Raw genomic sequence first — 2663 nt, forward strand, 5'->3', positions numbered from 1 at the left:
GAGATGTCACTTATCAGCATAGATTTAAGAAAATTGGTTTTTCTGGAACGAGTTTCTCTGCTGGATTGCGCCACCTTTTTTAGCGATACATAAACTATATAGTAACTTATATATAAGTATATATTGTTATATTAAGTATTAAATTAAATATTTCATTTTATATTTATTGTATTTTGAGAAATTTATTATCTTAAATATAGATATTATTCTTCAATGAATAGAAGTAGGGGAATAGGAGGTGGCAAGAGTTATGATTTATGTATTTCATAAATATGTATTTTTATGCAACGTTACAACAGCTATTCTTTATTTTTTGCAGGTTACGTATGTTAATGCTGCAGGATCTTCAAGTGATGCAGGAGGGGCATTTTATAAATGCGATGATAGAAAAACACACTTTCTTGCAGATAAAGTCTATTACTTAAAAAGTTCTCAAGAGACGTCTGCTCATATTGCACCTATTGCAGCTATATATGTAGAAAAAGCAGGCACTATTGTTAATGCCTCTCAGATAACAGTTTTTGGCGATGATCCAGATAAAATATCTGCGTATGGGGCGTATGTAAGAAATGGTGGAAAAATTAATCTAATAGCTTCAGATTTTAAGAATATACCTGCTCTTCGTGCTCAAAATGCCGTTATTAGTATGACAGTAGGGGAAATTAAGGGGACTTCACATGCTATTTATGCATGGGGGAGAGGAACGGATATTGCTTTAGTGAGTGTGAATATCAATATTGAGCCAGATAATTTGAATGTAAAAGGGATCGGTATTATGAGTGGTTTTGATGCAATGGTTAAAATGACAGACGGTACCGTTAATTTTAACCAGATTGGCTCATTTTCAACTCGATTTGGGGGGCACTATCTTCTTGATACTATGGGGATTACGGGGCAAGGAAGGAGGGAGGAAACTTTAACAGATGGTGATGGAGCTATGGGGGTATTGCCAGAAGCTTTTGAGGTTTTTCAAGGTGGTGACGTTCATTTGAAAAACAATTTTATTCAGCTGAACCATATGCATGCATTCTTGATGAAAAACTTTTCAGGTTATGTAAATGATAATGGTAAGTTAATTCAAAAATATATTTCACCAGATGGATTTAAGAATACAAATATTAAGATAGAAAAAAACAATATTTCTGTTCAGGGTGAGGGAGTATATGGACTGTGCTTTAATGTTTTAGCTCCAGAAGAATTTGCTAAAATGTTGAGGCAACGAGATGATGAAAAAATTTTAGAAACCAAAAAAGTTATCACGGGGAGGGCATTTGTTTATTTATCAGAGACAAATATGACAGTTCCAGACGGGATTGCGATTTATGCGAAGGGGAATAAAGACTATGAAGTAAAAGGCACTCTTGAATTATCGGATGAAACAAAAATCTCTGGTGATTTGTTGCTAAAAGCTGAAAATAATGCTTCTCTATTGGTGAAAGCAAACGCTTCCTCTCTTACAGGAGGTACGCGTGTTGAGGGTAGATCGGTTATTGATTTAGAATTAATTCGTTATTCAAAATGGTATCTTACTAAAAGTAAATACAACGGTTTACAGGAATCTGTTTCATCGCTTTCTTCTCTAAGTCTTTCCAATAGCACATTGATCTTTGATGAAGATAGTGGTTATCAAACGCTACGCATTGGAAAAAAAGCAGATATAGGTGCAGGAGATAAAATTCTCGCATCAAAAGATAAAAAAGTCTACAGTGCTGAGGGAAACGCTCAGATTAGGTTGAATGCATTTTTGAATGATGAGGGTTTGTTTAATCCCCAAAAGACGGATCGCATATTGATCTATGGGGATGTTTCTGGAACGACATTCATTCATGTGCAAAATTTTCCAAAATATGCAAGTAAAGAAGTCTATGAGGGAAAAGATCAAAGCATTTCACTCATTCAAGTTGCTGGAACAGCGCAGGCAGGTTCTTTTCGACTCGCCAATGGTTATGATGATTATACTACGGTGAAAGGTTTTCCTTATCAATATCGTATTCGTGCTTATGGTCCAGGTTCGCCTTTTGGAGAAGCGAATGCTAAGCAAAGATTAGTGGAAGGTGAGGGGGATTTTTGGGATTTCCGACTCGAAGGGGTTTATATTTCTTCTAGAATAGGTTCTTATAATGGTCCATTTGGTAAACCTTCTTCGTTTTCATTATCTCATCCTGTTAATCCTCCATCTTCTCCCCCCAATTCACTTTCTACGTCGTTGATATCTGACTCTCCTTCTTCTACGTTCTCTGGTCCTGTTGATCCTCCCCCTCCCGATCCACTTTCTACGTCGTTTATGTCTGACCCTCCTTCTTTTACGTCCTCTGATCCTGTCGATCCTCCCCCTCCCAATCCACTTTCTACGTCGTTTGTGTCTGACCCTCCTTCTTCTACGTCCTCTGATCCTGTTGATCCTCCCCCTCCCGATCCACTTTCTACGTCGTTTGTGTCTGACCCTCCTTCTTCTACGTCCTCTGATCCTGTTGATCCTCCACGCCCTGATCCACTTTCTACGTCGTTTGTGTCTGACCCTCCTTCTTCTACGTCCTCTGATCCTGTTGATCCTCCACGCCCCAATCCACTTTCTATGTCGTTGCCATCTGAGCCCTCTGCTCCGGAGGACACTTCATCTCTGGATACTGTTTCTCCTCCTTCTGTCCCTGTCGAACCAAAGC

General features: G+C 38.4%; 1 protein-coding gene. It reads left to right on the forward strand.

Features of this window, described 5'->3' with window-relative positions:
* Positions 1–250: 250 nt before the first annotated feature.
* On the forward strand, positions 251–2663 hold a 2413-nt coding region (locus ACFIL2_RS00390), incomplete at its 3' end, for an autotransporter outer membrane beta-barrel domain-containing protein (RefSeq protein WP_375680345.1).

The sequence above is a fragment of the Bartonella sp. AP30XZML genome, from assembly GCF_042195945.1.
GTDB lineage: Bacteria > Pseudomonadota > Alphaproteobacteria > Rhizobiales > Rhizobiaceae > Bartonella.